The organism is Citrobacter sp. Cb080 (assembly GCF_030334745.1).
Taxonomy (GTDB): Bacteria; Pseudomonadota; Gammaproteobacteria; order Enterobacterales; family Enterobacteriaceae; genus Citrobacter; species Citrobacter braakii.
Genome location: NZ_JAOWDG010000071.1, coordinates 1 through 6,191 on the forward strand (window position 1 = coordinate 1; position 6,191 = coordinate 6,191).

Genomic DNA, 6,191 nt, shown 5'->3' on the forward strand with positions numbered 1-6,191 from the left:
TGATGTAGCCCCCTGAAACACCGGACAGTAGCTGTATCTCCAGATAAGAGATAGGCTTGAATATATGTCTAACACTAACGCCAATTTTGAGATGACCGGGATCCTGTTAGGGCAAGAAGTCCGTAAACGTAAAACTCCTCAGGAGAAGATCGCCATTATCCAGCAGACGATGGAGCCGGGTATGAATGTCTCCCATGTCGCCCGCCTGCATGGTATCCAGCCCAGCCTGCTGTTTAAGTGGAAGAAGCAATATCAGGAAGGCAGCCTCACCGCCGTTGCGGCTGGAGAGGAAGTCGTTCCTGCTTCTGAGCTTACTGCTGCTCTGAAGCAGGTCCGGGAGCTTCAGCGCCTTCTGGGCAAGAAGACGATGGAAGTTGAGATCCTGAAAGAAGCCGTGGAGTACGGTCAGTCGCGAAAATGGATAGCGCACGCGCCCTTGTTGCCAAAGGACGGGGAATAGCCATGGTCTGCCGGACCATGGGCGTGTCGCGTGCGCAACTGTCACTGCGGATTAACCGTTCTGCCGACTGGCAGGACAGGCGCTGTAACCGGCGTAATGAAGAAGCAGACGCAGAAATACTGTCGGCTATCCTCAACATTATCAGCGATATGCCGAGTTATGGTTATCGACGCGTGTGGGGCATCCTGCGCAAGCAACGTCGCACAGAGGGACAGCTACCTGTGAATGCCAAACGGCTTTACAGGATAATGCGTGAGCATAACCTGTTGTTGTTGCATCACAAACCAGAGCGACCGAAGCGTGAACATAAGGGCAAGATAGCGGTGGCAGAAAGCGATATGCGCTGGTGTTCAGATGGCTTCGAGTTCGGCTGCGACAACGGCGAAAAACTGCGGGTAACGTTCGCGCTGGACTGCTGCGACCGTGAGGCCATAGACTGGGCAGCAAGCACGGGAGGCTATGACAGTTCGACCGTGCAGGATGTGATGCTGAGGTCGGTGGAAAAGCGCTTCGGCGACAGGTTGCCCGACACAGCGGTGCAGTGGCTGACGGATAACGGTTCAGCGTATACCGCGTATGAAACGCGGAGGTTCGCGAGAGAGCTGAATCTGGAGCCCTGCACAACAGCGGTGAGCAGCCCGCAGAGTAATGGCATGGCCGAACGGTTCGTGAAAACGATGAAAGAAGACTATATCGCGTTCATGCCAAAACCGGATGTGAGAACAGCACTGCGAAACCTTGCAGTAGCGTTCACGCATTACAATGAAAACCACCCGCACAGCGCGCTGGGATATCACTCCCCGAGGGAATACCGGCGGCAGCGGACATCGTTAACTTAAGATACAAAAGCTGTTCGGAGATGGAGGGTCAAGATCATCAAACGCTCTTTATCTGTCTTTTTGAAACCTGTAAAACAGACGTCAAAAGTTAGGGTTTTGGGCTTGGTCGCCTTGGTTAGATGGATGTAATTTTCTGATAGGAAGGACTGACAGGCTTGCTGTGCTTCATCAGCAGATGTGCATTCTTGAAGTATTCTATCTTTACGAAACGTTCTTATTGAATGGGCTGATTGGCATATACCCTGAATGTGGTTATCGCTGTGGCTAACACTGCTTATTGAATGGGCACCAATGCGCGCATTTGCATTGATGTAAACAAAGTGCATTTCTTCCATGTGAATCACCTTTATTACACAAACGGCTAAGACGTTATGAACGGTGGGCAAATTGGCTGCCGCCATTTTGCCGCCACAGCCAAACAAAAAGGGGTTACGTTTTCACGTAACCCCTTGTTTTATTTGGTGGGCTGGCGGAGTCTGAATAAATCCCCCAACCTATTAAAAGTAAGAGGTTTTTTCGTATTCAACTTTCAGTTGTGTACCTAAACGTGTACCAATTTTCTCACAGTAGCAGCGTTGTATCTCGTATAAACAGGGAACTAAATATGCTGTTAATCATGGGGCAGCATCATTAGGAGGGTATACATTGACCGATGTACTTACACGATGAAACTCTAGTATGTTGCCAGTATGGTGACCAGGGATAGCTTCAAACACCCCAAGAAATCGGTACAGTGTCCTGTTCAGCTCATCACGAGAATGTGCCATAACAATTCGTTTATCCCAGCGTTCTGTGTATCCCTCATCATCTTTTATATTCCGCTCTATGATTTTGTTACCATCATCAGTCAATTCATTTCCCCAATCTGAATTTCCATATAGTTTTGGAAACCAAACCATGCATTTTCCTGATAGACCCATTGCTTCACTTATGTGAGAAGGAATGCTCCAACCGCCAGACTGATGATGTCCTTTGTTGTAACCGAAACAGTTCAAAGCATCCCGGTGGTATCTGAAGACGGCATCTGGACCTACAGATATCCTTCCTGCCTTAAGATGAGGACGAGCTGTATATTTATTATCATAATCCCATTCTTTGAATTTTTTATCTTTAATCATTCTATTTTTACGATTGCGTATCAACTCAATAAATTCATTGATATAACGATCGAAAATTTCAAGACTTATTTCGCTGGCGGGAATTCTTTTCTCTAAAAATCCTGTAACTTCAGTAATATCCATACGACGTTTCGCATCATCTATTTGTGATTGCTCACTGTTGTGATGCCCTTCATCAATTTCAAGATAAAGATCCAGTTGTGGGAAAAATAAATCTGCTAAATAGATTTTTCCATTTTCTTTTCTGACACATTGCTGGCAGACAAATTCAATATCGGGATCATTTAAAAGATGATAAATGCGAGTTACTGCATAATGTTCCCATCGTTTTTTTGAGGTTTTCGTAAGTGAACGTAGGATGTAATCAGTTTTATCCATTTATATGCCTTCCTTCTTTGTTCTTCATGTAATGTGCTTTTTCTTATGGCGATAGTGTTACCTATCGCCATAAGATGCGTAAGTATTTTTTTAATCTAACTGTTTATACTGTTAACTTCGATGATTTTCCATTTTATATCATGTGGTTAAGCGGTAGTGAGTTGGTGAGGAGTGAAAAGTTGACTCTTCCCCTTTGTGATTTTTGCTCGTTCTGGATCTGCCCGGTCAGGCGATGTGGTGGGGGGATAAAAAGTTTTTTCAGGTTTTACTGTTCACACTGTTCACCTCTGGTTTTTTATTAATAATTTCATGGTGATACAGGGTGAATATACGGTGAAGGGTGAACAGTGGATTGTTCACCCTGTGGCAATGAGCAGAAAGAAAAAGACCGGCTGTTGCCGGTCTGAGGTGGGTTATGTCGCCGCGGGGTCGTCGCACTTCGGCAGCCAGTCGCCGTAGCTTTCCTCTTTCAGCGACAGATTGGTTTGTATCCCCTGCTTGGTGTGCCGCTTCTCATAATTCAGGCCGAACTCTTTCAGCATCATGGGCAGCCCCAGCCCGAACATTTTCAGGCTGAGCACGTTCCTGTATCCGTTAGCCTCCATATAGGCCAGATACGCGTGATAAAGATATTTACGGTAATTACGCGGGATAATACTGGCATTACCCATAAACATCCCGTTGGTCTGCGGGAGCATTTCCAGATAGCCGCAAAAATCAAACGTCGGGTCAGCATCGCGCTTGATGCTGAGTGCCTCGTCGGAGTTCTGCTGCGACTGGAGCAGTGCGCGGGCGGTCATCGGGTCGCTGAATTTCTGCATAAGCTGGCGCACAATGACGGCCAGCTCGCGTGCAATTTTATCCCTGAGCTGCGGGTCGCGTTCTTCCGGCGCAATCTGCTCCGGGAAGTGAATAATCACCCGGCGACGTGACACCCCGCCGCTGCGGTCGGTGAAGCGCATGGGATTATTGTTCACGGCCAGAATCACTGCCGGAATATGTGTTGAGTACGGGTTCTGGTATTTCGGGTCAACTGAGACCGCATCGCCGCCGGTGATGGCCTTAAGCCCTGCGCCGTCGCCGCTCCATTTTTCCTGGTCTGGCAGACGGATTAGCGAGAAGCCAATCAGGGATGCACGTTTGCGCGGGTCTTCCAGTGTGTCGATATCGGCTGACGTGGCATTATCTTCCCCGGCAAGCAGGGTCGCGATTTCAGCCAGAATACTTTTGCCACTCCCGCCGGGACCGGTGACTTCGAGAAAGAGCTGCCAGTCGTAACGGTTCGCCAGCACCATAAACAGCGCAGCCAGAATCACGTCGCGTTTTTGTGGACTTTTACCGGCCGCACGGTCGAGCCAGCGCCAGAAGTTCGGCGCGTGCGTCTCCAGCGTTTCCCCTTCCACCGGCGGGGTAAAATCCACGTCGCACAGCGTGCGCAGCCAGTGCGATTTGTGGTGCGGGCTGAATACGCCGCTCTGGGTATCGAGTACCCCGTTGCGAAAACCAATCAGACGGCGCGCCGGTGTATCCTGCTGCGGAATAATCAGTTTCAGGGTCTCCACCACCGAGGCAATTTTCCCGGATGAGAACGGGGCGCGTAAGCGCTGGAATAAATCAGCCACATTCCGTGAAAAAGTGGCGGCAGGGATATTTTTCCAGATGCCGTTTTCATAGCGGGACAGGAGCTGGCCGTTCGCATCCACCGCCAGCGCTTCGCCGTAATGCTCATGCACCCGCAAAGCCTTGTCGCTGGCGCTCATGGCGGTAAATTCCGCCTCACTCATGGTATCAAACGGACTTTGTGCCGGAGGCCGGATAGCGTCATAAATGGCTTTGCGCGTGGCTTCCTCGCCGTACTGTATAAACGCATCATTCCAGTCACCGAACACCGGCGGCAGGGCAACAATGCCCTCACAGGCATCTGCGGCCGCAGCGGCTTTACTCTGGCCGTCGCCGTTAAGGTCACGGTCGGCGGCGAGGACAATCTGACAGGCCGGGTGTTTATGACGGGCAAGGCTCGCCAGAGAAAGGAGGTTCACCGACGACAGTGCCACCATGACGGTTTCGCCGGTCAGGTGATGTACGGTGAGCGCGGTCGCATAGCCCTCCGCTATCCACAGGCGTTTTCCGGCCTGTTTTTTCCCTTCGATGACATGACATGCCCCTTTAACCTGGCCGCCTTTCAGAGTGCGTTTGAGACCGTCAGCATTGATAAGCTGAAGGTTAACCAGTGCGCCGGTATCGTCATACAGCGGGACAACCACATCCCCGGTGTGGAACGTCACGCCGCCGGTTTTATGCATGACGGTGAGCGTCAGACATTCCAGAGCGGGGAAACCCTTGCGGGTGAGGTAGGCGTTGCCGGTGGCCGGTCGGGTTTTCTCCATGAGCCTGACGGCCAGCGCGGTCGCCGCTTTGCGGTCGGCCTCCGTTTCAGCCTCTGCGGCCGCAATCACTTCCGGGGCAACCGGCGGCAGGTTGCCGGTCACGGCGTTTATCTTTCCGGCAGCTTCTGACGGGGTCACGCCAAATACTTTCTCTACCAGCTTAAGCCCGTCACCTGCACCGCACTGATTGCAGAACCACGTCCCGCGCCCCTCTTTATCGTCAAAGCGGAAACGGTCAGAGCCGCCGCATACCGGGCAGGACTGATGGCGGTTTTTAATCACCCTCACACCCAGTGCCGGGAGAATGTTCGACCAGTGGCCGCACGCCTGTTTTACGGTTTCTGTTACGTTCATTTTCATGGTTATTTTCTCCCTCAGTGCAGTACCGGCGACGTGATATGACGGGCGCAAAGCTCATCCATCACGGCCAGCCCGAGAAAGGACAGCGACGGGGCGGCTTTCAGTGGTCCGGCTTCCATTAAATCTTCCAGCAGTGCACAGGCAATCTGACGGCCTTTTTCCTCGCCGTGCTGGCGCAGGTAGAAGCCCTCCAGCTCGGCGGCAATGGCGCTTTCCAGCGCGTCGAGGGTGAGGTGCGGGTAGCGGTGCTGGCGTTCGCACAGGGTCAGCCATGCACAGGCCACTGCGCGACGATACAGCGCGGCGCGTAATACGGGCGGTAATGGCTTTTTCATACGTTACCCTCCCCGGTAAGCCACTGCTGATTGCAGCGTTCGACCACGCCGTCGAGCTGGGCGGTCATGAGGTAAATCACGGAGGTGAGCTGTAACTGCTGCGCCGGGTCACGACGAACGGTGGCGCAGTCCTGCACCTGCATCAGGTCGCCGACGAGCTGGCCGACGTTGCGCATATGCTCCAGACATTCGAGGTCACGGGCGGTAATGGTGGTGTGTCTCATGCGCGCACCTCCGCAACCGGCAGACGGCCAGCGAACGAGAGAACGTAATCGCGAACGAGAGAAAGACGTGCGGCGTGCTCATCACCGGCA

General features: G+C 52.1%; 7 protein-coding genes. 1 reads left to right on the forward strand and 6 read right to left on the reverse strand.

The window, feature by feature from the left end:
- Window positions 1-91: 91 nt before the first annotated feature.
- Window positions 92-1,299, forward strand: a protein-coding gene (locus tag OGV38_RS14820) for an IS3 family transposase (RefSeq protein WP_117086587.1) whose coding sequence is annotated in 2 segments (ribosomal slippage) — window positions 92-413 and window positions 413-1,299 — 1,209 coding nt in all. Because the reading frame shifts where the segments join, the coding sequence is not laid out codon by codon here.
- On the opposite strand, the gene OGV38_RS14825 is transcribed toward OGV38_RS14820, so the two are convergent.
- The 6 genes from OGV38_RS14825 to OGV38_RS14850 all read right to left on the reverse strand — a co-directional run.
- On the reverse strand, window positions 1,296-1,634 hold the full coding sequence (locus OGV38_RS14825) for a hypothetical protein (protein WP_286473816.1): 339 nt from the start codon (window positions 1,632-1,634) through the stop codon (window positions 1,296-1,298). The two genes, OGV38_RS14820 and OGV38_RS14825, sit on opposite strands and share 4 nt — an antisense overlap.
- Before the next feature lie 279 nt (window positions 1,635-1,913).
- On the reverse strand, window positions 1,914-2,795 hold the full coding sequence (locus OGV38_RS14830; protein ID WP_131162434.1) for an AbaSI family restriction endonuclease: 882 nt from the start codon (window positions 2,793-2,795) through the stop codon (window positions 1,914-1,916).
- Window positions 2,796-3,208: 413 nt separating this feature from the next.
- The gene (locus OGV38_RS14835; RefSeq protein WP_286473821.1) at window positions 3,209-5,542 is read right to left on the reverse strand and encodes a primase-helicase zinc-binding domain-containing protein; all 2,334 of its coding nucleotides are present in this window, start codon (window positions 5,540-5,542) and stop codon (window positions 3,209-3,211) included.
- A gap of 14 nt (window positions 5,543-5,556) precedes the next feature.
- Window positions 5,557-5,877, reverse strand: a complete 321-nt coding sequence (locus OGV38_RS14840) for a DUF5375 domain-containing protein (RefSeq protein ID WP_000743146.1) — start codon at window positions 5,875-5,877, stop codon at window positions 5,557-5,559.
- Window positions 5,874-6,101 (reverse strand): hypothetical protein, encoded by a 228-nt coding sequence (locus tag OGV38_RS14845; RefSeq protein WP_001216599.1) that lies wholly within the window; start codon window positions 6,099-6,101, stop codon window positions 5,874-5,876. Before OGV38_RS14845 ends, OGV38_RS14840 begins: the two co-directional genes overlap by 4 nt.
- Window positions 6,098-6,191, reverse strand: a 94-nt coding sequence (locus OGV38_RS14850; protein WP_286473824.1) for a host cell division inhibitor Icd-like protein, incomplete at its 5' end; no start/stop codon positions are given. The genes OGV38_RS14850 and OGV38_RS14845, both read right to left, overlap by 4 nt.

Bases quoted from the DNA above. Each gene is read 5' to 3' on its own strand.
- OGV38_RS14830 (WP_131162434.1), bottom strand. From the start codon at position 2,795: ATGGATAAAACTGATTACATCCTACGTTCACTTACGAAAACCTCAAAA.
- OGV38_RS14825 (WP_286473816.1), bottom strand. From the start codon at position 1,634: ATGGAAGAAATGCACTTTGTTTACATCAATGCAAATGCGCGCATTGGT.
- OGV38_RS14840 (WP_000743146.1), bottom strand. From the start codon at position 5,877: ATGAAAAAGCCATTACCGCCCGTATTACGCGCCGCGCTGTATCGTCGC.
- OGV38_RS14835 (WP_286473821.1), bottom strand. From the start codon at position 5,542: ATGAAAATGAACGTAACAGAAACCGTAAAACAGGCGTGCGGCCACTGG.
- OGV38_RS14845 (WP_001216599.1), bottom strand. From the start codon at position 6,101: ATGAGACACACCACCATTACCGCCCGTGACCTCGAATGTCTGGAGCAT.